The sequence below is a fragment of the Serpentinimonas raichei genome (genome assembly GCF_000828895.1).
Lineage (GTDB): Bacteria > Pseudomonadota > Gammaproteobacteria > Burkholderiales > Burkholderiaceae_C > Serpentinimonas > Serpentinimonas raichei.
The window spans coordinates 1,261,934-1,283,224 of sequence record NZ_AP014568.1; the positions used below are offsets into that span (position 1 = coordinate 1,261,934).

The window sequence follows — 21,291 nt, forward strand, 5'->3', positions numbered from 1 at the left end:
AAAGTCGCACCCTCTCACAGCCTCTCGCACCACCGCACTTTGAAGGACACCGCACCCATGACACGCACGGTTCAATGCATCAAACTCGGCCAAGAAGCCGAGGGTTTGGATTTCCCCACCTACCCGGGCGAACTGGGCAAACGCATCTACGAACAGGTCAGCAAACAGGCTTGGGCCGACTGGCTCAAGCACCAAACCATGCTGGTCAACGAAAACCGGCTCAATCTGGCCGATGCGCGGGCGCGCCAGTACCTGGCGCGACAAATGGAGCAGCACTTTTTTGGCTCGGGCGCAGACCAGGCCGCCGGCTACGTGCCGCCCAGCCCGCGCTAAACGGCCCCGCTACCGCAGGGCCGCAAGGTGTCAAATCCTGTAGGCGCACAAGCTGCACCGGCGCCCTTACAAGCGGCGCTGCTGGCACAGCCGCGCCGCGCCGTGGTCGTGGGGGCCGGGCTGGCCGGTTCGGCCGCTGCCTACAGCCTGGCGCAGCGCGGCTGGCAGGTGCAGGTGCTCGACGCCGCTGTTGCGCCGGCCGCCGGGGCCTCGGCCCTGCCTGCGGGCTTGGTCGCCCCCCATGTGTCGCCCGACGATGCACCGCTGTCGCGCATCAGCCGCGCTGGGGTAAGCGCCACCTTGGCGCGTTTGGCAGCCCTGCTGCCCGATGGCACCGACTGGGCCGCCACGGGCGTGCTTGAGCGCCGGGTGGAACATGCACGCGCCTTGCCGCCTTGCGCCCCGGGTCGCCCCAACGGGATGGAAGGCTGGAGCGTGGAGGCCAGCCCCGAGCGCCTCGCCCTGGCGCAGCTCGACCAACTGCAACCCGCCACCAGCGCCCTGTGGCACCCTTGTGGCGCATGGATGCGGCCGGCGCGGCTGGTGCAAGCTCAGTTGGCGCAGCCCGGCATTGAGTGGCGTGGGGGTTGTTCGGTGGCACGCTTGCAGCCCACGCCCGAGGGCTGGGCGCTGTTCGACGCCCAAGGGCAAACCTTGGCACAAGCGCCATGGGTGGTGCTGGCAGCCGGCTTTGCCGTTCGGGGACTTCTTGCAAGCACCGATTGGGCAGGCAGCCCCCTGCCCTTGCACGCCTTGCGCGGCCAAGTGAGCTGGGGCCTGCTAGACGATCTCCCGGCAGCGGCACGCGCCGCCTTGCCGCCGTGGCCGGTGAATGGCTACGGCAGCTTTTTGCATGGCATGAACGGCCCCAGCGGCGCGCCGATGTGGATCGTGGGCTCCACCTTCGAGCGCGGCAACACCTCGGCGGCCGTGACCGAGGCCGACCACGCCGCCAACCAAGCGCGCTTGCAGCGCCTGCTGCCGCGCTTGGGCACGCTGATGCAGCCCGCTTTCCATGCCGCCCAAGGCTGGGCCGCCGTGCGCTGCACCCTGCCCGACCGGCTGCCCGCCGTGGGGGTGCTGGACGCCGTGCGCTGGCCCGGGCTGCACGTGCTCACCGGGCTGGGCGCGCGCGGCCTGACGCTGTCGGTGCTGGCCGGCGAGGTGCTGGCGGCGCAGTTGCACGGCGAGCCGTGGCCGCTGGAGCCACGGCTGGCGCAGATGCTGCTGGCGCAGCGCTTCAGTCGCCGTAGCAAACCCTGACGTACTGGCCCGGTGCAGCGCCCAAGGCCGGGTCGTGCAGCGGTGTGCGCGCCGCCACCTTGCGACCACTGCCTTGTTCGCCCAGCCACTGGCTCCAAGCCGGCCACCAACTGCCCTCAAAGCGCGGCGCCTGCGCCAGCCACTCGTCGGGCGTGCGCCACGTCTGGTGCGCGGGACTGTGCAACCAGTGGTAATGGCGGCGCGGGCGCCCCGGCTCCGAGACGATGCCGGCGTTGTGCCCGCCATTGGTGAGGGCAAAGCTGACCTCGCCCGACACCAAACGGTGCACCTTGTACACCGAACGCCACCGGGCCACGTGGTCTTTGACGGTTCCAACGGCCAGCACCGGGGTGCGGATGTCGCGCAGCGAGATCGGGTGCCCCTCATAGAGGTAGCGCCCTTCGGCCAGATCGTTGTTCAAGTAGCAGCCGCGCAGGTACTGGCTGTGCATCAGCGCCGGCAAGCGCGTGACGTCGGCGTTCCAGAGCATCAGGTCGTTGGGCAAGTCCTGCTCACCCAGCAACCAACGCTTGGTTTGGTTGGACCAGACCAAATCGCGCGAATTCAGGAACTGAAACGAGGCCGCCATCTGCTTGCCGGTCAGGAAACCTTTGCTGGCCATCAGGTCTTCGAGCAAGCGCACCTGCGCTTCGTCGATCAGCACCCCCATGTCGCCTGGTTCGGTGTAGTCCACCTCGGCGGCCAACAGGCTCAGGCTGGCCAAAGGCGATTCGGGGTTTTGCGCATCGTGCGTGCTCAGCACCGCATCGCCCCCGGCCAGCGCCGCTGCCGCAATGGCGGCAAAGGTGCCACCCAGGCAGTAGCCCACCAGGTGCACCGCCTCGTGGTCGCGCGAGTGGATGAAATCGAGCGCCGCCAGCACGCCGTCGCGCACGTAATCGTCCATGCCCAGCAAGGCGTCGTTTTCATCGGGGTTGCGCCACGATACGATGTGCACCGTATGCCCCTGCGCCACCAGCCAGCGCACCATCGAGTTGTGCGGCGACAAGTCGAGGATGTAGTACTTCATGATGCATGAGGGGATGATCAGCACCGGCTCGGCCTGCACCTCGGGCGTGCTGGGGCGGTACTGGATCAGCTCGATCAGGTTGTTGCGCAGCACCACCTCGCCCTCGGTCATGGCCAAGCCGCGACCTACGCCCAGCTTGGCGTCATTGGAGCGCAGCGCCGGCAAGCCTTTTTGCTGGCGCCATTCGTCGAGCGCCATGCCCATGCCGCGCACCAGCGTCTGGCCGCCGCTGCGCCACGCCGCTTGCAACGCCTGCGGGTTGCTCCAGAGCCAGTTGCTGGGCGAGGCCAGATCGAGCAACTGGCGCCCGTAAAAGTGCATCTGGTGGCGGCTGTGGTCCTGCATGCCGCGCAAGCTGCTGGCCTCTTGCCACCACTTTTCGTTCACGATATTGGCCGTTGCCAGCGCCCGCCAAGGCCAGTTGTGCCACTCGGGGGCGCTGAAGCGGCTGTCGTCATCGAGCATTTCATCGAATGGATTGTCGGCTGGCGCACTGGGTTGCGGCGTCGCGACGGGCAGCACTGCCTTGGTGCAATCTTGCGTCCAGCGCATGCCTTGCTCGACCGCACGGCGCGCCAAGCGCGCCTGTGAGCCGGGTGAGGAGGCCAGATGCAGCGCCCAATCGGTCCACGCCAAAGCCAGCGAAATCGGCGAGACGCCAGAGGTCCAATGGGCCATCTGGGTCATGGCTTGTGCGTCCAGTGCCGCCGCGCTGCGGGCGGCGACGTTTTCGCTGGCTCCGCGCCGGTCGACCGCAGGCACCGTGCTGCCGGGCGGGTATAGGGTTTCGTTTCGGCTCATGGTGTTCATGGGGTGAAAAATAGCATGGTCTGGTGACACAACGATGTCCGAATCATGACCTACTGCGGCCATGCACGCAAGGGGTGGCTGCAGCGGCAGGCGCTGGCAAGGGGTGAGTCAGAGAGCAGGGATGGGTACTGCAAGGTTTCTTTATAACCTAATTATGCAGTTCTATAAAAAAACAGTAGTTTGATTTTATTAAGGCCACGCTAACATCCGCCTCCAAGCCGCGTACACGGCCACCCCTTTTCCTAGACTGCGCTCCATGTACCAATATACCGATTTCGACCGCCAGTTCATCCGCCAGCGCGCGGCCCAGTTCCGCGACCAGTGGCAGCGGCACCGCGACGGCAGCTTGTCCGACGAGGCCTTCCGGCCGCTGCGGCTGCAAAACGGCTGGTACATCCAGCGCCACGCCCCCATGCTGCGCGTGGCCGTGCCCTACGGCGAGCTTTCCAGCGCGCAAGTGCGGGTGCTGGCGCGCATTGCACGCGAGTACGACCAGCCCGGTGCGGCGGTGTTTCAGGGGGCGGTGGCGGCGCAAAACCGGCTCGGCACGGTGCAACTGCGCGACGGCCGCGCCATCGCCAGCCGCTTAGCCACCGGCTACGGCCACTTCACCACGCGCCAAAACGTGCAGTTCAACTGGATCGCGCTCGACCATGCGCCCGAGGTGATGGAGCTGCTGGCCAGCGTGAATATGCACGGCATCCAGACCAGCGGCAACTGCATCCGCAACATCAGCACCGACGCACTGGCCGGCATCGCGCCGGACGAAGTGGCCGATCCGCGCCCCTATGCCGAAATCCTGCGCCAGTGGAGCACGCTGCACCCCGAGTTTGCCTTTCTGCCGCGCAAGTTCAAGGTTGCCATCGTTGGCGCACTGGAAGACCGGGCCGCGCTGCACTGGCACGACGTCGGGCTGCAACTGCGGCGCAATGCGGCCGGCGCGCTGGGCTTCAAGGTGCTGGTGGGCGGCGGCATGGGGCGCACGCCGGTGCTGGCCAGCACCATTTGCGATTTTTTGCCCTGGGATCAACTGCTCAACTACTTGGAAGCGCTGGTGCGCATCTACAACGCCTGGGGCCGGCGCGACAATATGTACAAATCGCGCATCAAGATTTTGGTGCGCGCCCAAGGGCAGCGTTTTTTCGACGAGGTGCAGGCCGAGTACCAGCGCATCGTGCTGCAAGACGGGGCCCCGCACACCATCAGCGCGGCCGAATTGGAGCGCGTGAGCGCCTGCTTTGCGCCCCCTGAGCGACTAGGTAGCCAGCCCTGCGCCGACGAGCGCGTGGCGCGCCTGCTGCGCCTGAGCGCCGAGGACGACCTCGAGTTCGAGCGCTGGCTGCAGCGCAACGTGCACGCGCACCAGAACCCGGCGCTGCGCGCCGTCACGCTCTCGTTCAAGCGCCTGGGCCAGGCCCCGGGCGACGCCAGCGCCAGCCAGCTCGACGCCGTGGCCGAACTGGCCGAACGCTACAGCGCCGGCGAAGTGCGCGTGACACACCAGCAAAACCTGCTGCTGCCCTGGGTGCGCTGCGAAGAATTGCCCGAGCTCTGGCGCGCAGCACGCCGCCTTGGATTGGCGCAAGCGCACATCGGGCTGCTCACCGACCTCATCGCCTGCCCCGGCGGCGATTTTTGCGACCTCGCCAACGCGCGCTCGCTCACCATCGCCGAAGCGCTCAGCCAGCGCTACCAGGACCTGGACGAACTGCACGACCTCGGCCCGATCGACCTGCACCTGAGCGGCTGCATCAACTCCTGCGGCCACCACCACAGCGGCCACATCGGCATCTTGGGGGTCGATAAAGACGGCCAGGAGTGGTACCAGATCGCCCTGGGCGGCTCCGACGGCTCGCGCCTGAGCGGCGCGCCCGCAACCGGCAAGGTGCTGGGGCCCGCCTTCACCGCCAGCGAGGTCTGCGACGCGATCGAAGCCATTTTGGAAACCTACCAGGCCTTGCGCACGCCGGGTGAGCGCTTCCAGCAAACCCTGCAACGCCTCGGCCACGAACCCTTCAAGGCCGCCGCCAACGCGGTGCGCGTGGCCACCGCACGCAGCCTAGAGCCGGCCGCCGAGGCGCTTTGATCAATCCCCCCGATCTGGATTTTCCCCCATGAAACTCTTGACTCCACACGAGGCCGCAGCGGCCCCGGCCGACCCCCGCAGCGTGCTCACGTTGGCACCCGATTTCGAGTTGCTGGCCGAGCCCCTCGCGGGTACGCAGGCGCACGACCTGCAAGGCGTGCAGCGCATCGACTTGCAGTTCCCCAAGTTCACCGACGGCCGCGCCTACAGCCAGGCGGTGCTGCTGCGCCGCCGTTTGGGCTACCGGGGCCTGCTGCGCGCCACCGGCGAGGTGCTGATCGATCAGTTGCTGCAACTGCAGCGCTGCGGCTTTGACGAAGCGCTGCTGCGCGCCGACCAGAACCCGGCGCACGGCCAGCGCCTGCTGCAGCAGTTTGACGGCTTTTACCAGGGCGACGCGAAGCAGCCGCTGCCGCGCTTTGCCGCCACCCCCACCGCCACCGGAGCGCACCCATGAGCAACGCCCAACTGGCCCTGCAGCAGGCCCAGCCCAGCGCCGATTTCGAGGCCAAGCTGGCGCGCAGCCGCGCCCTGCTGCAACAAGCCGCCCGCGAATTCCAGCCGCTGGTGCAAGCCTCCAGCCTGGGGGCCGAAGACGTGGTGATCCGGCACCTGATCGAAACCCTGGATCTGCCGATCCCGATGTTGGTGCTCGACACCGGCACCCTGCACCCCGAAACGCTGGAACTGCTGGCACGCACCGAGGCTCGCGCGGCACAGCCAAGCGCGCAACCGGTGCAAATTTACCGCCCGCAAGCCGGTGCCGCCGAGGCCTTCGTGGAGCGCGAAGGCCCAGACGCCATGCGCCGCAGCGTGGCGCTGCGCCAGGCCTGCTGCGCCATCCGCAAAGTCGAGCCGCTGCGCCGGGCGCTGCACGGCCAACGGGGCTGGATTACGGGTTTGCGGCGCGAACAATCCGCCACCCGCGCCGAGGTGCCGCTGATCGACCGCAGCGACCTCGACCCCGCGCGCGCCGATCGGCCCAGCGCCGGGCTGCTGCAATTCAACCCGCTGGCCGACTGGAGCTGGGGCGATGTCTGGCACCACATCGCCCACCACAGCCTCGACTACAACCCGCTGCACGACCGCTTCTACCCCAGCATCGGCTGCGCGCCCTGCACCCGCGCCGTCAGCGTGGGGGAAGATTTTCGTGCCGGGCGCTGGTGGTGGGAACAAGACAACGCCAAGGAATGCGGCCTGCATGCGTCCAAGGAAGGCGAGCCGCATGCGGCTACGCCGCGGCTCGACAACAGCCAGCTCGACGCGCTGGAGGAAGAAACCATTTTCATCCTGCGCGAAGTCGCCGCCGCCTTCGAGCGCCCGGCGCTGCTGTTTTCCGGCGGCAAAGACTCGCTGGTGCTGCTGCGCTGCGCCGAAAAAGCCTTTGGCCAGGGCCGCCTGCCCTATCCGCTGCTGATGATCGACACCGGCCACAACTTCCCCGAGGTGCTGGCCTTTAGAGACCAGCGCGCGCACGAACTGGGGGCCGAGCTGATCGTGCGCCGGGTCGAGGACTCGATGGCGCGTGGCAGCGTGCGGCTGGCGCACCCCGGGCAGAGCCGCAACGCGCACCAGTCTGTCACGCTGCTGGAAGCGATCGACGAATTTCGCTTCGACGCCCTGATCGGCGGGGCCCGGCGCGACGAAGAAAAAGCGCGCGCCAAAGAGCGCCTGTTCAGCCACCGCGACGCCTTCGGCCAGTGGCAGCCCAAAGCGCAGCGCCCCGAACTCTGGAACCTCTACAACACCCGGCTGCAACCGGGCGAGCATTTCCGTGTGTTCCCGATCAGCAACTGGACCGAGATCGACGTCTGGCAGTACATCGAGCGCGAGCGCATCGCCCTGCCCAGCCTGTACTACGCGCACCTGCGCCAGGTGGTGCAGCGCCGCGGCCTGCTGGTGCCCGTGACCGAACTCACCCCGCCGCTGCCGGGCGAGCAGGTGCTCGAGTGCAGCGTGCGCTTTCGCACCGTGGGCGACATCACCTGCACCTGCCCGGTTGCCAGCACGGCGGCCACCGCGGGGCAGATCGTCGCCGAGACCCTCAACGCCCAACTGAGCGAACGCGGCGCCACCCGCATGGACGACCAGACCAGCGAGGCCTCGATGGAAAAACGCAAACTCGAAGGATATTTCTAATGGACGCCCTGCGCTTCATCACCTGCGGCTCGGTCGACGACGGCAAGAGCACGCTCATCGGCCGCCTGCTGCTCGACAGCAAAGCGGTGCTGCAAGACCACCTGGCCGGCGTCACCTACAGCAACGCCGGCGCGGTCGAGCAAATCGACCTGGCGCGCCTGACCGACGGCCTGATCGCCGAGCGCGAGCAAGGCATCACGATCGACGTCGCCTACCGCTACTTCAGCAGCGAGCGGCGCAAGTTCATCATCGGCGACGCGCCCGGGCACGAGCAGTACACGCGCAACATGGTCACGGCCGCCTCCAGCGCCGACGCCGCCGTGCTGCTGGTCGATACCACCAAGCTCGACTGGCAGCGCCCCGACCTGACCTTGCTGGCGCAAACGCGCCGCCACGCCCTGCTCTGCCACCTGCTGCGCGTGCCCAGCTTGGTGTTTGCCGTCAACAAACTCGATGCGGTGGCCGACGCCGCGCTGGCTTTTGCGCACATCCGCGCCGCCTTGCAGCGCTTTGCCGAGCAGGCCGGGCTGGCGGTGCACGCCGTGCTGCCGATATCGGCGCTCAAGGGCTGGAACGTGGTCGATCGCGGCCACCTGCACGAGGGCTGGTGCGGCTACCACGGCCCCACCCTGCTCGAAGTGCTGGAGCAGTTGCCCAACACCGCCCCCCCACCCGAGGCCGCGCTGGCGTTCCCGGTGCAGTGGGTCGAAAAACCCGGTGCCGCCGATGTGGGGGCCGGCGAGCTGCCCGTGGCATCCTCCCCCAGCGGGCGGCGCGTCTTTTGGGGCCGGGTAGCGGCCGGGCGCATCCAGGCCGGCGACGAGGTGCAGATCTTCCCCAGCGGCCAGCGCGCCCGTGTGGCGCAGGTGCTCAACCGCTGCCGCCAGCCGCAGGCCGTGGCGGCGGGCCACAGCGCGGGCGTGCTGCTGGAGCGCGAGCTCGACGTGTCGCGCGGCGACTGGCTGCTGGCCAGCGCCCCCAGTACTGCCCCCAACGAAGCCACCGCCTACCCGGCGCGCCAGCACCTGAGCGCCACCCTCGCCTGGCTCGACGACGAGCCGCTGCAAGCCGGCCGCCTGTACTGGGCGCTGCACCAGCACCGCTGGGTCAAGGCCAAGGTGGTGCGGGTGCTGCACCGGCTCGACATCCACACGCTGGAGCAAGTGCAGGCCGAACGGCTGGAAGCCAACGCCATCGGCCGCGTCGAGCTGCAACTGCAGGCGCCGCTGCCCAGCGTGGCCTACGCGCGGTCGCGCGCGCTCGGAGCGCTGATCTTGGTGGACAGCGCCAGCCACCGCACCGCCGCCGCCGTGCTGCTGGATTGAAGCCCCGGCGGGCTTTGACCTCTGGCAAAGCAGGGCATGAGCCCGGCCGCGCGCCAAAGCCCTAAAATCGCCTCTTCGCCCTCCCCCTTTTTGCCCGCGCCCCCGAGTCACCGAGTCATGACCCACGTTGTTACCGAAGCCTGCATCGCCTGCAAATACACCGACTGCGTCGATGTCTGCCCCGTGGATTGTTTCCGCGAAGGCCCCAACTTCCTCACCATCGACCCCGACGAGTGCATCGACTGCGCCGTCTGCATCCCCGAATGCCCGGTGAGCGCCATCTACGCCGAAGAAGACCTGCCCAGCGACCAGCAGCACATGATCGCACTCAACGCCGAACTGGCGCGGCTGCCGGGCTGGAAAAGCATCACCAAACGCAAAGGCCCGCTGCCCGACGCCGACGCGCACAAAGACCAGCCCGGCAAGCTGCCGCTGCTCAAACGCTGAGGGCGCTGCGGGCACCGCCCGGGTGCCTGGGCTGCACCACCTTGAACCCCGCCGCCGCAACGCCGCCCATCGAGACCGAGGCCCTGATCATCGGCGCCGGGCCGGCGGCCCTGTTTCTGGCCTTCCAGCTCGGGCTGCAAGAGATCGCCTGCCAGCTGGTCGATGTGCTGCCCGCCCCCGGCGGCCAGTGCCACGCGCTCTATCCCGACAAACCCATTTACGACCTGCCCGGCCTGCCCGTGTGCAGCGGGCGCGAGCTCACCGAACGCCTGCTGCAGCAGTTGCGCCCCTTCAACCCGCCGCTGCACCTGGGCCAGCTCGTGAGCGGCTTGCAACGCCGGCCCGACGGGCGCTGGCACCTGCGCAGCATTGACAGTGGCGATAGCGGGCAGGAGTGGATCGCGCCGCTGGTGTTCATCGCCGCCGGCGTGGGGGCGTTTTTGCCACGCAAGGAATCCGTGGCGGGCCTGGAGCGCTTCGAGCGTGGCCCGGCCCCGCAGGTCTGCTACCACGGCCTGCCCGCTGCCTACACCGCCGAGGCCATGGCCAAGCGGCACATCATCGTGCATGGAGGCGATGCGGCGGCCGTGGAGCTGGCACTGGAGCTGGCGCCGCCCCTGGGCGCAGACGCACCCGGCCGCATCACCCTGCTGCACCGCAGCCCTCGTTTCCAGATCGAACCCGCGCTGCAAGCCGCGCTGGAGCAGGCGCTGGCTATGGGCAGGCTGCAACTGGTGCTGGGCCAGCCGGTGGGCTTTGACACGGTTGCGAATGACCCGGCGGCCCTGCAAGCCCTGCAACTGGCCACCCCCGGCGACGGCCACGCCACCCTGCCTTGCGACTGGCTGCTGCCGCGCCTGGGCCTGAGCCCCAAACTCGGCCCGCTGGCCGACTGGGGGCTGGCGCTGGAGCGCAAACACCTGCCGGTGGACAGCGCCACCATGGCCACCGCCGAACCGGGTCTGTTTGCCGTGGGCGACATCAACCACTACCCCGGCAAGCGCAAACTGATCGTCTGCGCCTTCCACGAAGCCACCTTGGCCGCCTTCGCCGCCGCCGCGCTGCTGCGCCCCGGCCAGCGCCAGTTGCTGCAATACACCACCACCAGCCCGCGCTTGCAGCAGTTGCTGGGGGTGGCGGGGGCATCGGCTGCGGCTGGCTAGTCCTTGCAGCCTGCCCAAGGTGAGGCACCTTGCTCAGTGCGTCAAGCCGAACGGGTGTTCAAACGACGCACTCAGACCCCTTTGGGTATTTCGTTCAGCCCCAAAACAGCAGGCAGTCGCGCCCCTGCACCAGCAACTGCACCGGGCGGCCCAGCGGCAGCAGCACCTTGGTTGGCACGTGGCCAAAAGGCAAGCCGGTGAGCACCGGCACGCTCACTTGGCTGCGCAGCCATTGCAGCACGGAGTCCAGCTTGTAGCCCCGGTCGTGCGGCGTTAATTGGAAGCGGTTGAAAGCGCCCAGCACGATGGCGCGTTGGCGCTGCAACAGCCCGGCGTGCAACAACTGGCTGAGCATGCGCTCGATGCGGTAGGGGTGCTCGCCCACGTCCTCAAGGAACAAGATGCCGCCATCGATGGCGGGCAGGTAGGGGGTGCCCACCAGGCTGCTGAGCACGGACAGGTTGCCCCCCCACAGCGCAGCGGCCTCGACCGACCAGCCCTCGGCTTGGGCGGCTTGGGCCAACTCGGGGTGGGCGCGCAAATCGGCCGCAGGCAAGCGCCAGCCAGCCCCCTCGCCCACCCCGGCGCACAAATCCTCGAAGCAGGCTTGCATGATTTCGTCTGGCGGATCGGGCGCGGCCCAGTCTTCCAGCAGGGCCGGTCCGGCCCAGGTGCTGCCGCCGGTTTGCGCCAGCACCGCCAGTTGCAAGGCCGTGAAGTCGCTCAAACCCACCCAGGCGCTGCCGCGCTCGATCGAGCTTTGGATGGCGGCGTAGGGTAAGTTGGCCAACAGCCGCGTCAGACCATAGCCGCCGCGGGTGGTGAGCAACACCTCGGCCCGGCTGGCGGCGGCGCGGCCGATGGCGGCCAGACGGGTGGCGTCGTCGCCGGCAAAGCGCTGCGCGCTGGCCAGCGCGCCGGGGTCGATTTCCACCTCATGGCCCAAGGCCTGCAGGCGTTTGACGGCGCGTTTGAAGCCGGGCCGGTCGCGCACGGCCCCGCTGGGGGAATACACATAGAGGTGGCTCATGGGGGTTGATTATGCGTTGGGCCGTGCCAGCTAGCAGCCTGTCGGACTTGGGGCCACATCCGCAGCACGGTTCATCCCCGCGCGAGCGGGGAACGGGCCATCAACCAAATTCAGCCCCTGCATTTGATGACTTTATCCCCGCGCGAGCGGGGAACGGGCACCGGCCCGGCCTTGTCGGCCGCATCCAGCGTCTGGTGCTCAAAGTCCACTGGCAAGTCGATGGCCCCGGCGGCAAAGGCGGCCAGCACGGCGTCGGCATCGAGCTCGTAGGGGCCGCGGCCGTCGCGGCCGCTGAAGCGCCCCGCCGGGATGATCTCGACCCACTCGGGCAGGCTCGCGTCGGCCTGCGCTTGAGCGGGTAGCAGGGTGATGATGTGGGTGGCTCGGTGCAGCATGGGCCACAGTTTGGCGGCCCTTGCCGATGCCGTGGAGCTTGAAGCGCTTCAGATCAGCCCTGCCGATGCCCCTGCGGCGCGTTTTGACCCGTTGAATGGGGTTGAATAAAGACCCCCCTAGGGGCTAGGTAGCCACCAGACCCGAAAAGCGCTCCTGGGCCGTTTTAAGGGCTCGGCACTTTGGGCGCTGCCCGGCGGGCCGTTTAGGCCGGGCCGAGGTGTTCGGCCAGCGCGTCGAGCAGGGCCGAGCGATCCGCCGCCGACACACCCAAGAATGGCCGCGCCGGAATGTCGCCCCAAGGTATTTTATGCCCGCGCCGGGTGCGCCCAAAGGCCCCGGCCTTGGCCCCGAACTGCTGCGTGGCGGCGTAGATGCGGCTGCTGCCTACCTCCACCTGCTCGCGGCCCGCGCGGTAGTCGATGCCGCGCGACAGCTCGCGCGTCTCGCCAATGAGCGGCTTGCTGCCGCGCTTGCGCGCCAGGGTGCTGGGGCGGTTGGGGGCCCAGCGGCTGCCGTCCGGGGCCACGCCACGGCCAAAGCGGTCGATGGTGGACTGGCTCAGCAGCTCGCCCGCCTCGCGCATGAAGGGCCCCAGGTCGCCCACCCGCTGCTGCAGCCGCCGCAGGGAGGCGCGCAGTTCGCGGTCATTGAGTTCGATGCGGATCATGGTAGGATTGCTCGCTTAGAGGCCGGTTGCATCCGATCGTCGTGCTCATACCACGAAGCGTCACGGGCGTAGGGTTGGGGGACGGCCTCTGATCCACATAGACTGCAGCGCAAGCATCTGCCGCCCCGACCGGAAAGCAGGGCGGCCACGCCCGTGGAGCCAGCGCCCATGTACGGGTCCAGCACCACCTTGTCTAGCCCGATGCGGGCGTGCTCGATGCACCAAGCCATGAGATTCACCGGCTTTTGCGAGACGTGCGCCCGAGCTTTGCTCTTGGCGTCAAAGCCGTCGCAAGACCGCGTTGCGCCCGTCCAAAAATGGCGATAGATGCTGCGCGCGTTGCGCCGGTTCGTCCAAGCAAACTCGGCATCAGAGGACGCGGCCGCCGCGCCTTGCCCGCAGGACTTGTCCCAACAGATGAATCGGCCGCCATCGGGTAGCCGGGTCTTGTAGTGGTCGGCACCAAAGAGCACGATGGCCGAGCCGTTCGCATGCTCGACCCAGGGCGCCGGGTCGAAGGGTTGATCGTCGCCGATGATCTTGCCGGTGTAAATAGGCGCGGATATCCCGCCCGCCCCCCCCGCGCCACGCTGATACCCGATCCCATACGGCGGGTCGCTCACAATCGCGTCGCATTTCAGCAGACCAGCCTTCAGCAGCTCTAGGCTGTCGCCGCGATAGAGCACGGCGCGGCCGTCGGCCAGTTCGGTTTTTTCAAAGTCCATTGCTTGCTCGTCCTCGTTGGTCTATACTGAAAAAGCTTTGCTGCGGTGTAGCGTGATGGGTAAACGACGAAGGCGCTCCGGCGCTTTGAATGATGCCGGTTCGAGTCCGGCCCCGCATCAGAGCACCCCATCGATCAGGGTGTAGCCCTTGCCAATCTGGCCGCGAATCCCGGACACACCCACCTCGCCGCCGGTCTCTCCCCGCGCGAGCGGGGAACACAGGCATTTATGGCTGGTGCGCCAGCGTGAAGGCGGTTCATCCCCGCGCGAGCGGGGAACACCAAACCGCCACTTGGCCGGCCATGCGCTCCAGCGGTTCATCCCCGCGCGAGCGGGGAACACTTTACCGGCAGTACACCGATGAACTGGAATAACGGTTCATCCCCGCGCGAGCGGGGAACACCCTACGCCCGCCGAGCGCATCAGTTTCGAGAGCGGTTCATCCCCGCGCGAGCGGGGAACACGTGCCCAGCCGCACGCCTTGCGCGTCTTGGAACGGTTCATCCCCGCGCGAGCGGGGAACACTTTGCATTTGGGGGCGAGGCAGACTACTCCGGCGGTTCATCCCCGCGCGAGCGGGGAACACTGCTGCTCATCCTCGTTGACCGCCGCAATCAGCGGTTCATCCCCGCGCGAGCGGGGAACACAGAAGCGGCCCGACGAAATCGAGGCCTCACTAAGGTTCATCCCCGCGCGAGCGGGGAACACAGGATGGTGATGCCCAGGGTTTTGGCCAGCGTCGGTTCATCCCCGCGCGAGCGGGGAACACGTAGCGCTGCGTTGCGGCAGCAGGTCGAGCCGCGGTTCATCCCCGCGCGAGCGGGGAACACGTCACCCCATGCGCGCAACAGCCGGTCAAAACGGGTTCATCCCCGCGCGAGCGGGGAACACGCGCAACGAGCTTGGCGTCACCGGCGCGCACCCGGTTCATCCCCGCGCGAGCGGGGAACACAGGCTGAACAAGTGCAGCAATGTAGGTACCGACGGTTCATCCCCGCGCGAGCGGGGAACACTTGAGCGTGCCGGGTACGTGCTCCACTGATTTCGGTTCATCCCCGCGCGAGCGGGGAACACGATAACGCCAACGTCGTGTCGGCAGCCAACGGCGGTTCATCCCCGCGCGAGCGGGGAACACAAGAACGCGGCGCTGACGGCGTTTTGCGAAGGCGGTTCATCCCCGCGCGAGCGGGGAACACCAGTCCAGTCAGCCCGGCTTGGAGCGTGGTTACGGTTCATCCCCGCGCGAGCGGGGAACACAGATGCCAGCGCCTCGGGTACGCTCTGGATGCCGGTTCATCCCCGCGCGAGCGGGGAACACCCAAGTCGGGCTGCAAGCGGGTGCGCTGTACGCGGTTCATCCCCGCGCGAGCGGGGAACACGACCTCGACGATCAGGCCACCGGCGCGAACGAAGGTTCATCCCCGCGCGAGCGGGGAACACTGGGCGGCGGCGGCCCGGTCTTGCGTGATGGTCGGTTCATCCCCGCGCGAGCGGGGAACACCCGCGCGGGCTCTGCGTCGATGCCGACCGCTTCGGTTCATCCCCGCGCGAGCGGGGAACACATCGCGCAACACGTCGAAGTCGTCAACCGCGCCGGTTCATCCCCGCGCGAGCGGGGAACACGCTGACACCGCGCTGTCGCAGCAACTGACGACCCGGTTCATCCCCGCGCGAGCGGGGAACACACTCAGGGCATCCAATCCCGCCCCGGTCATCGCGGTTCATCCCCGCGCGAGCGGGGAACACTCGCGATCAGCGCGCAGTTTATTCGTAGCGAACGGTTCATCCCCGCGCGAGCGGGGAACACCACAGCCCATGCGCTGAGGTATTGGCCCTGAGCGGTTCATCCCCGCGCGAGCGGGGAACACGAGCAGCGTGCACCGCTACGACCAGCGGCTGCAGGGTTCATCCCCGCGCGAGCGGGGAACACCACGTTCGAGTTTGGTCAAGACCCGCTGCAAAGCGGTTCATCCCCGCGCGAGCGGGGAACACAGCCCGCAAGCAGCTCGCCAGTTGGCATCCAGCGGTTCATCCCCGCGCGAGCGGGGAACACCGGTATTCGCGCCGGATGATGCGCAGTAGATTCGGTTCATCCCCGCGCGAGCGGGGAACACGGGCCGTCGGCCACGATCTTGACCTTGGCCGGCGGTTCATCCCCGCGCGAGCGGGGAACACCCCGCGCCATGCGGGCTCTTCCTTTTGAGCCGCGGTTCATCCCCGCGCGAGCGGGGAACACGATCGACACATACAAGGCCTAGTAGGTCGTCATCTGGTTCATCCCCGCGCGAGCGGGGAACACGGGTTTGGCCCACTGGTGCCAATCACGCAGACCGGTTCATCCCCGCGCGAGCGGGGAACACGTTTGCACCGGCTGTGGTGATGCCAGCAGTGACGGTTCATCCCCGCGCGAGCGGGGAACACGTTTGCACCGGCTGTGGTGATGCCAGCAGTGACGGTTCATCCCCGCGCGAGCGGGGAACACAGCGCCAGCAGCGCCAGTTCCTGCTCCTCGGCCGGTTCATCCCCGCGCGAGCGGGGAACACGCGGCGTCCGATCCCAGCTCGAAAGCGGCGCGCGGTTCATCCCCGCGCGAGCGGGGAACACATAGGCGAAGATGCGCAAGGTGCCCTGATGGGCGGTTCATCCCCGCGCGAGCGGGGAACACCACGCCGTCGTCGTAAGCGCGGTCCCTGAAGCCGGTTCATCCCCGCGCGAGCGGGGAACACACCGTCACCCCGGCCGGGGCGTCGATCAGGGCCGGTTCATCCCCGCGCGAGCGGGGAACACTCCAAAACCCACACCATGCCGCGCTTGGCCGGCGGTTCATCCCCGCGCGAGCGGGGAACACGTCGGCGCAGCAGGCATAGTCTCGGAGGCCGGTCGGTTCATCCCCGCGCGAGCGGGGAACACGAACGCCAAATGAAGGCCTGCCTGCCGCCGCTGCGGTTCATCCCCGCGCGAGCGGGGAACACGCCTCAAAGCCCTTCCATCCCTTAGCCATCACCGGTTCATCCCCGCGCGAGCGGGGAACACCGGTATTCGCGCCGGATGATGCGCAGTAGATCCGGTTCATCCCCGCGCGAGCGGGGAACACTGGACAACGAAATCCGTGGCTACAATGGATCGCGGTTCATCCCCGCGCGAGCGGGGAACACCGGCGGCTGACTGCGGTGATCTGGCGGCCGGGCGGTTCATCCCCGCGCGAGCGGGGAACACCTCGTACAGGGTTGACCTGTAGCCGCTCCATGCGGTTCATCCCCGCGCGAGCGGGGAACACAATACCATGGAGGGCGCAAGCTGTGGCACCCACGGTTCATCCCCGCGCGAGCGGGGAACACGCACATTTCGGTGCGCAGCATGGGGGCGGTGACGGTTCATCCCCGCGCGAGCGGGGAACACTAGCAAACTAAATTGTAACAGATTGTTACAAGCGGTTCATCCCCGCGCGAGCGGGGAACACACGAGCTGGCCCGGCGGGCGGAGGACTACCCGCGGTTCATCCCCGCGCGAGCGGGGAACACCATGCCGCCTTGGGGGATGTAGAACCTGACACCGGTTCATCCCCGCGCGAGCGGGGAACACCTGCCGGGGCCGTAGATGGTGACGCTCAGCGGCGGTTCATCCCCGCGCGAGCGGGGAACACACGATTCGACGTGCCGCACCGCTACATCAACCTCGGTTCATCCCCGCGCGAGCGGGGAACACGCTGGTGCTCGGGGTGGCAGCAGGTCGAGCCGCGGTTCATCCCCGCGCGAGCGGGGAACACTCCAGCCCATCTTTGGTCTCGACCAGAGTCGCCGGTTCATCCCCGCGCGAGCGGGGAACACCTCGATCCAGCGAACGGCACGTTCAGCGCAGGCGGTTCATCCCCGCGCGAGCGGGGAACACACGCTTGAGCGCATCAACACCACAAACCCAACGCGGTTCATCCCCGCGCGAGCGGGGAACACGGCGTGACCACAGAGTCGCTGAGCAAACTGCGCGGTTCATCCCCGCGCGAGCGGGGAACACATACAAGCCGGGCTATGGCCGCAGGTCGAAGCCGGTTCATCCCCGCGCGAGCGGGGAACACCGTGACCCAGCTTGCCCGACACCCAGATTGGTCGGTTCATCCCCGCGCGAGCGGGGAACACACCAATGCCAGCAAATGAGACTGCCCCGAAGGCGGTTCATCCCCGCGCGAGCGGGGAACACGCCGGAGACCCCGCCGGAATGCTCGCCCACGTGCGGTTCATCCCCGCGCGAGCGGGGAACACATTAGTGCAGTCACGCATCAGCAGGCCATCGACTGGTTCATCCCCGCGCGAGCGGGGAACACTCCGGTGCCACGGAAGCCAAGGCCCGGAAATACGGTTCATCCCCGCGCGAGCGGGGAACACAACGATGAGCCAGTCACAGTAAATGCCGACGGCGGTTCATCCCCGCGCGAGCGGGGAACACTTTCATTTGGCACCAGCAAGCCCTGGGCCTGCTGGTTCATCCCCGCGCGAGCGGGGAACACTTGCGGACATGGACGCCGCGTAAAGGGTATGCCGGTTCATCCCCGCGCGAGCGGGGAACACACTTCTTCCAACCTGTTGATTCACTGATAAAAATCAACCCCCAGAAATTCTACCGATTTTTCGGAGCGTTTCGGCGGCTGATTTATCCACGTTGTCAAATGTCACGGCCCGAACGATCATAAGGTTTTTGGCGCAACAGGCGGGGGGATGTGAGTGATACCAGTCTTTCATGGTCTGCTCAACGGGCATTTTTGTCGTCCAGCGGCAGAAAGCTTACGAGCTTTGCGCCGTCGAGCTCAACCGGGATTCGCCGGTTTTGCCCCAGCGTGACGAAATCGAACCCGGCTTCGTTGTTCACCCGCCAGGCCATGACGGCGTTGCCTTCGTCCAGGCCGGCTTCGACCTGCGCCCAGATGTGTTCACGCACTTTGGCCGAGTAATTGCCCACGTATACCCCGGCACGGATTTCCAGCAGCCAGATGGCGAGCCGACCGCGCAGCCTCGGCGGGGCGTTTTCAAGCACGATGACCAGCATCGCCGATGGAGTCCGGGTTTGGGATGGCGGGGCCGACTTGTTCTTCGAAGCGTTCGGGCGGCTCGATTTCGCCGGCGGCTAGCATGTCTTCGATGCCGGGGATGATTTTTTCCAGCAGTTTCGATTCGCGGAACACGTCGCGGCAGGCAAGCCGCACTTGCTGCTCGGGGTTGTGCGGCTTACGGGCGGCAATGCGAAAAGCCAGAGGCACGACGGTGTCGAATTTGTACACGTCGGCCACGTCGTAAACGAACGACAACGGCTTGCCGGTGTGAATAAAACCAATCGCGGGCGCATAGCCGGCTGCGAGCACGGCGGCCTCAGTCACGCCGTAGAGGCAGGCGGTGGCGGACGACAGGCAGCGGTTGGGCAGGTCGCTTTTGTCCCAGTCGCTGGTGTCGTAATTGCGCGCTTTCCATTCCACCCCGTACCTGGCGGCGATGCGTTTGTAGGTCTCGCGCACGCGTGCGCCTTCGATGCCGCGCAGTTGTTCGACCGAACGGCGTTGCGGCGGCTCTTCGCCGAAGCGCAGCGCATACATCTTGCGCACGACCTTGAGCCGCAGGCTGTCGTCGAGCGCAAGCCGCGCCTGATAGAGCAGCTTGTCGGAACGCGCACCGCCCGGCTGCCCGGCGGAATACAGCCGCACGCCCGCTTCGCCGATCCACACCAGCAGCGTGCCGACGCGAGCAGACAATGCACAAGCCGCGTGCGACACGCGGGTGCCGGGTTCCAGCATCAAACACACCACGCCGCCAACTGGAATGTGCGTGCGCACGCCCGTTTTATCGACCACGACAAACGCGCCGTCAAGCACGTCCAGGTTGCCGTACTCAATGTAGAGAATCGACAAACGATCCTTGATCGGGATGGGTTTGAGTGGGGGGAGCAGACCGGCCATCAGACCACTCTCGGCAAAGGGCGAAGTCGGGTGGTTTTGCTGCCGAGCGTGATGAAAAACCCCGGTTTTAGATCGGGGTTGGACATCAGGCTGGCCAACCATTCGGCGGGTGCATCGGCTGGAATGGGCTCCTGCCGCAGGTAAATGATCGCGGGCGGCGACGGCAGATCGTGCAAAAACACCAGTTCACCATAGTCGCGGTCGAACGTACTCAGCCAGCGTCCTAGCTCGCGCGCACGCTCAAGTACCCGTCGGTCAGACGCGCCGGGCATGTCTTCGGTCACGGCAACCACATCGAAACCCTGAGCCCGCAGGCGCTTGAGCGCTGGTGCAGGAAAGTTCTCGTTAACCAGCAACAGCGGTTTCACGCAGCGGCCTTATGGCGGGCGATGTATTGCTCCTCCTGCATCATATCGGCCGCAAAAGCCAGCGCCGCCAGAATGTCTTCACGGGTTATGTGTGGGTAAGATTCCAGCAGTTGCTCAAACGTCCAGCCGTTTGCCAGCCAGCCGATGATCAGCTCGACGGATATGCGCGTCCCCTTGATGATCGGCTTGCCCACCAGAATTTCCGGATCGGAAACGATGCGGTCTCTCCATTCCATGATTCGCTCCTTTTCAACCGTGCAGTGTCAGAAATTTAACCCAGGCGGCGCACCAGCAGCAAACCGCAGCCGAAGGACTTGGCGGGGCCGACGCCGTTTTCCAACAGATGCGCCAGCCACTTGGGTTCGTTTACCCGTAACACGCCTTCAAACGTACACGTCACCAGTTTGCCAGCGCGTTTGACTTTGCGGAAATACAGCGGCGCGTGCGGCAGGATGTCTGCGCTTTCCAGCGTGGCCGCAGAGGCTAACTTGCGCACCAGCCAGCTACGTTGATCGTCTTCCTTGATGAGTGGGACACGGCACTTTTCCGACTGCTTGCCGGGTTTGGCGTCACGCTCGGCGTCGGTAATGGTCTTGACCGGGTTGGCCGTAAGCAGAAAGGCCAAACGTTGGCCGGTGCTGGGCGTTGGCTGGATTTCGCGGCTGCCGAACAACAGCAGGCCGTCGGCGCGTGTCGGCGTCCGGCGAGACTGCACCAGTAGCCGGGTGGGTCGCCCCGTGCTCTGGTCTTCGATGCGGAACAAGAACCCCTGCCTATCCTGTTCGCTGCATTCCCGTGTTTCGCGGTCTTCGCCGGGGAACAACCGCCACAGTTGCCGGTGGAGGTCGTAGGGGTTGCGCGCGGCCTCCCAGGGGATTTCGACGCGACTTATGAACATGGCGCTTCCTTGTTTTTATGCAGGTACACGAGCCGCGTGCCGAACTGGCGCTTGTTGCCGTGCAGGGGCACGTCGCGCAGACGCAGGGGCTGGCCGGATTCCAGACTTTCGCTGTAGATCAACGCTCCGTTACCGCTGGCATTTAGCAATGCTTCGACGCCGTTGGCGGCTTCGGCTTCGCCGTCGAACACCGGCCGCGCGGGCGGGCAGGCGCGACGGCCTAGGGTCGGCGTATACAGCGGGCGGCGCAGCGCAGCGGCGAGGGTGTCCTGTGTAAACGGTGCATCCGGCTTGATTCCGACGGCCACAGTAAACGCGGCATCGTACAGGTATTCGCGGCGCGACACCACGGGGAATTTGTTGGCTTTGCCATCGACCTTGCGCGCGTCCATCACGGTGTGGAAATCCGGCAGCTTCACGCCGGGTTTCTTCACGGGCTGTTTGCGATCAAGCCGCCCGACAGCGGTATCGACGCGCACACTGAATTCGACGCTCGCCGCGAGCGCTGCTTGCCCGGCGTGGTCGCTGCGCTCGATGCCGAGGCAGGCCGCAAGCAAGCCGAGCAGCCCGCTGCGCGTGGGATAGAGGTTGGAGGGCCGGAAGTCTTCGAACGTGTGCGTCCCCCAGGCCTGCATCGGCCCGTCGAGTCGCAGGATCAGATAGCGCGGCATGG

At 66.9% G+C, this 21,291-nt stretch carries 19 protein-coding genes and 1 CRISPR repeat array; of the genes, 8 read left to right on the forward strand and 11 right to left on the reverse strand.

The features are described 5' to 3' along the window. Nucleotides 1-57: 57 nt before the first annotated feature. Both SRAA_RS05920 and mnmC1 read left to right on the forward strand, forming a co-directional pair. Nucleotides 58-333, forward strand: coding sequence for an oxidative damage protection protein (locus SRAA_RS05920; protein WP_045531448.1), 276 nt, complete (start codon nucleotides 58-60; stop codon nucleotides 331-333). A 27-nt stretch (nucleotides 334-360) separates the two neighbouring features. Further along, complete coding sequence (gene mnmC1 / locus SRAA_RS05925; RefSeq protein ID WP_231849347.1) at nucleotides 361-1,596, forward strand: FAD-dependent 5-carboxymethylaminomethyl-2-thiouridine(34) oxidoreductase MnmC1; 1,236 nt, start codon at nucleotides 361-363, stop codon at nucleotides 1,594-1,596. On the opposite strand, the gene SRAA_RS05930 is transcribed toward mnmC1, so the two are convergent. Next, a complete protein-coding gene (locus SRAA_RS05930; RefSeq protein WP_082040088.1) occupies nucleotides 1,574-3,427 on the reverse strand; it encodes a PHA/PHB synthase family protein in 1,854 nt (617 codons plus the stop codon). The two genes, mnmC1 and SRAA_RS05930, sit on opposite strands and share 23 nt — an antisense overlap. 265 nt (nucleotides 3,428-3,692) lie before the next feature. On the opposite strand from SRAA_RS05930, the gene SRAA_RS05935 reads away from it, so the two are divergent. The 6 genes from SRAA_RS05935 to SRAA_RS05960 all read left to right on the forward strand — a co-directional run bounded on the left by SRAA_RS05935 (nucleotide 3,693) and on the right by SRAA_RS05960 (nucleotide 10,596). Further along, on the forward strand, nucleotides 3,693-5,522 hold the full coding sequence (locus tag SRAA_RS05935; protein WP_045531449.1) for a nitrite/sulfite reductase: 1,830 nt from the start codon (nucleotides 3,693-3,695) through the stop codon (nucleotides 5,520-5,522). Between the two features lie 28 nt (nucleotides 5,523-5,550). Then, nucleotides 5,551-5,979: a DUF934 domain-containing protein gene (locus SRAA_RS05940; protein WP_045531450.1), complete on the forward strand. Its 429-nt coding sequence runs from the start codon at nucleotides 5,551-5,553 to the stop codon at nucleotides 5,977-5,979. Next, nucleotides 5,976-7,661, forward strand: coding sequence for a sulfate adenylyltransferase subunit CysD (gene cysD, locus SRAA_RS12850; protein WP_082039940.1), 1,686 nt, complete (start codon nucleotides 5,976-5,978; stop codon nucleotides 7,659-7,661). The genes SRAA_RS05940 and cysD overlap by 4 nt, the downstream gene beginning before the upstream one ends. Next, nucleotides 7,661-8,986 (forward strand): sulfate adenylyltransferase subunit 1, encoded by a 1,326-nt coding sequence (locus SRAA_RS05950; RefSeq protein WP_052467505.1) that lies wholly within the window; start codon nucleotides 7,661-7,663, stop codon nucleotides 8,984-8,986. Before cysD ends, SRAA_RS05950 begins: the two co-directional genes overlap by 1 nt. Nucleotides 8,987-9,103: 117 nt before the next feature. After that, nucleotides 9,104-9,433, forward strand: a complete 330-nt coding sequence (gene fdxA, locus SRAA_RS05955; RefSeq protein ID WP_045531451.1) for a ferredoxin FdxA — start codon at nucleotides 9,104-9,106, stop codon at nucleotides 9,431-9,433. Nucleotides 9,434-9,474: 41 nt separating this feature from the next. Continuing rightward, nucleotides 9,475-10,596: an NAD(P)/FAD-dependent oxidoreductase gene (locus SRAA_RS05960; protein WP_045531452.1), complete on the forward strand. Its 1,122-nt coding sequence runs from the start codon at nucleotides 9,475-9,477 to the stop codon at nucleotides 10,594-10,596. A gap of 94 nt (nucleotides 10,597-10,690) precedes the next feature. On the opposite strand, the gene SRAA_RS05965 is transcribed toward SRAA_RS05960, so the two are convergent. The 10 genes from SRAA_RS05965 to cas5e form a co-directional block, all read right to left on the reverse strand. Beyond that, nucleotides 10,691-11,626, reverse strand: a complete 936-nt coding sequence (locus SRAA_RS05965; protein WP_045531453.1) for an LD-carboxypeptidase — start codon at nucleotides 11,624-11,626, stop codon at nucleotides 10,691-10,693. Between the two features lie 110 nt (nucleotides 11,627-11,736). Continuing rightward, nucleotides 11,737-12,021 carry a phage protease gene (locus SRAA_RS05970; RefSeq protein ID WP_045531454.1) on the reverse strand — a complete coding sequence of 95 codons (285 nt, stop codon included), beginning with the start codon at nucleotides 12,019-12,021 and terminating at the stop codon, nucleotides 11,737-11,739. Between the two features lie 203 nt (nucleotides 12,022-12,224). Beyond that, the gene (locus SRAA_RS05975; protein ID WP_045531455.1) at nucleotides 12,225-12,689 is read right to left on the reverse strand and encodes a phage virion morphogenesis protein; all 465 of its coding nucleotides are present in this window, start codon (nucleotides 12,687-12,689) and stop codon (nucleotides 12,225-12,227) included. Beyond that, complete coding sequence (locus SRAA_RS05980) at nucleotides 12,686-13,414, reverse strand: DNA methyltransferase (protein ID WP_045531456.1); 729 nt, start codon at nucleotides 13,412-13,414, stop codon at nucleotides 12,686-12,688. The genes SRAA_RS05975 and SRAA_RS05980 overlap by 4 nt, the downstream gene beginning before the upstream one ends. Before the next feature lie 191 nt (nucleotides 13,415-13,605). Beyond that, nucleotides 13,606-17,976: a CRISPR direct-repeat array (repeat unit 29 nt; unit sequence CGGTTCATCCCCGCGCGAGCGGGGAACAC). A 178-nt stretch (nucleotides 17,977-18,154) separates the two neighbouring features. Further along, nucleotides 18,155-18,451: a type I-E CRISPR-associated endoribonuclease Cas2e gene (gene cas2e / locus SRAA_RS05985; RefSeq protein WP_045531457.1), complete on the reverse strand. Its 297-nt coding sequence runs from the start codon at nucleotides 18,449-18,451 to the stop codon at nucleotides 18,155-18,157. Beyond that, a complete protein-coding gene (cas1e, locus tag SRAA_RS05990) occupies nucleotides 18,432-19,352 on the reverse strand; it encodes a type I-E CRISPR-associated endonuclease Cas1e (RefSeq protein ID WP_197538522.1) in 921 nt (306 codons plus the stop codon). Before cas1e ends, cas2e begins: the two co-directional genes overlap by 20 nt. Then, a complete protein-coding gene (locus SRAA_RS05995) occupies nucleotides 19,352-19,720 on the reverse strand; it encodes a DUF5615 family PIN-like protein (protein WP_052467506.1) in 369 nt (122 codons plus the stop codon). The genes cas1e and SRAA_RS05995 overlap by 1 nt, the downstream gene beginning before the upstream one ends. Next, nucleotides 19,717-19,956 (reverse strand): DUF433 domain-containing protein, encoded by a 240-nt coding sequence (locus SRAA_RS06000; protein WP_045531459.1) that lies wholly within the window; start codon nucleotides 19,954-19,956, stop codon nucleotides 19,717-19,719. Before SRAA_RS06000 ends, SRAA_RS05995 begins: the two co-directional genes overlap by 4 nt. A gap of 35 nt (nucleotides 19,957-19,991) precedes the next feature. Continuing rightward, nucleotides 19,992-20,618: a type I-E CRISPR-associated protein Cas6/Cse3/CasE gene (gene cas6e / locus SRAA_RS06005; RefSeq protein WP_045531461.1), complete on the reverse strand. Its 627-nt coding sequence runs from the start codon at nucleotides 20,616-20,618 to the stop codon at nucleotides 19,992-19,994. Continuing rightward, a complete protein-coding gene (gene cas5e, locus SRAA_RS06010; RefSeq protein ID WP_045531462.1) occupies nucleotides 20,609-21,289 on the reverse strand; it encodes a type I-E CRISPR-associated protein Cas5/CasD in 681 nt (226 codons plus the stop codon). The genes cas6e and cas5e overlap by 10 nt, the downstream gene beginning before the upstream one ends. Nucleotides 21,290-21,291 lie beyond the last annotated feature (2 nt).

Bases quoted from the DNA above. Each gene is read 5' to 3' on its own strand.
- SRAA_RS05920 (WP_045531448.1), top strand. From the start codon at position 58: ATGACACGCACGGTTCAATGCATCAAACTCGGCCAAGAAGCCGAGGGT.
- SRAA_RS06000 (WP_045531459.1), bottom strand. From the start codon at position 19,956: ATGGAATGGAGAGACCGCATCGTTTCCGATCCGGAAATTCTGGTGGGC.
- cysD (WP_082039940.1), top strand. From the start codon at position 5,976: ATGAGCAACGCCCAACTGGCCCTGCAGCAGGCCCAGCCCAGCGCCGAT.
- SRAA_RS05980 (WP_045531456.1), bottom strand. From the start codon at position 13,414: ATGGACTTTGAAAAAACCGAACTGGCCGACGGCCGCGCCGTGCTCTAT.
- SRAA_RS05975 (WP_045531455.1), bottom strand. From the start codon at position 12,689: ATGATCCGCATCGAACTCAATGACCGCGAACTGCGCGCCTCCCTGCGG.
- cas1e (WP_197538522.1), bottom strand. From the start codon at position 19,352: ATGGCCGGTCTGCTCCCCCCACTCAAACCCATCCCGATCAAGGATCGT.
- SRAA_RS05930 (WP_082040088.1), bottom strand. From the start codon at position 3,427: ATGAGCCGAAACGAAACCCTATACCCGCCCGGCAGCACGGTGCCTGCG.
- cas2e (WP_045531457.1), bottom strand. From the start codon at position 18,451: ATGCTGGTCATCGTGCTTGAAAACGCCCCGCCGAGGCTGCGCGGTCGG.
- SRAA_RS05950 (WP_052467505.1), top strand. From the start codon at position 7,661: ATGGACGCCCTGCGCTTCATCACCTGCGGCTCGGTCGACGACGGCAAG.
- SRAA_RS05970 (WP_045531454.1), bottom strand. From the start codon at position 12,021: ATGCTGCACCGAGCCACCCACATCATCACCCTGCTACCCGCTCAAGCG.
- fdxA (WP_045531451.1), top strand. From the start codon at position 9,104: ATGACCCACGTTGTTACCGAAGCCTGCATCGCCTGCAAATACACCGAC.
- cas6e (WP_045531461.1), bottom strand. From the start codon at position 20,618: ATGTTCATAAGTCGCGTCGAAATCCCCTGGGAGGCCGCGCGCAACCCC.
- SRAA_RS05940 (WP_045531450.1), top strand. From the start codon at position 5,551: ATGAAACTCTTGACTCCACACGAGGCCGCAGCGGCCCCGGCCGACCCC.
- cas5e (WP_045531462.1), bottom strand. From the start codon at position 21,289: ATGCCGCGCTATCTGATCCTGCGACTCGACGGGCCGATGCAGGCCTGG.
- SRAA_RS05935 (WP_045531449.1), top strand. From the start codon at position 3,693: ATGTACCAATATACCGATTTCGACCGCCAGTTCATCCGCCAGCGCGCG.
- SRAA_RS05965 (WP_045531453.1), bottom strand. From the start codon at position 11,626: ATGAGCCACCTCTATGTGTATTCCCCCAGCGGGGCCGTGCGCGACCGG.